This is a genomic window from Monashia sp. HAY1-5C (assembly GCF_056755255.1).
The window spans coordinates 1-248 of sequence record NZ_JBPGXG010000608.1; the positions used below are offsets into that span (position 1 = coordinate 1).

Consider the following 248-nt stretch of genomic DNA (forward strand, 5'->3'; position numbering starts at 1 on the left):
GCGTCAGGCGGGCCGCTACCTGCCCGAGTACCGCGACACGCGTGCCAAGGCGGGCAGCTTCATGGGGCTGGCCACCAACAAGGACTATGCGACCGAGGTCACCCTCCAGCCGCTGGAGCGCTATCCGCTGGATGCGGCGATCCTGTTCAGCGACATCCTGACCGTGCCGGACGCGATGGGCCTGGGCCTGTCGTTCGCGCAGGGCGAGGGTCCGAAGTTCTAGAAGGTCGTCCGCGACGAGGCCGCCT

The 248-nt window shown here is 68.5% G+C and carries 1 protein-coding gene; it reads left to right on the forward strand.

The features are described 5' to 3' along the window. On the forward strand, window positions 1–223 hold a 223-nt coding region (locus ACR9ZK_RS22925; RefSeq protein ID WP_481344219.1), incomplete at its 5' end, for a uroporphyrinogen decarboxylase family protein. Between the last annotated feature and the right edge of the window lie 25 nt (window positions 224–248).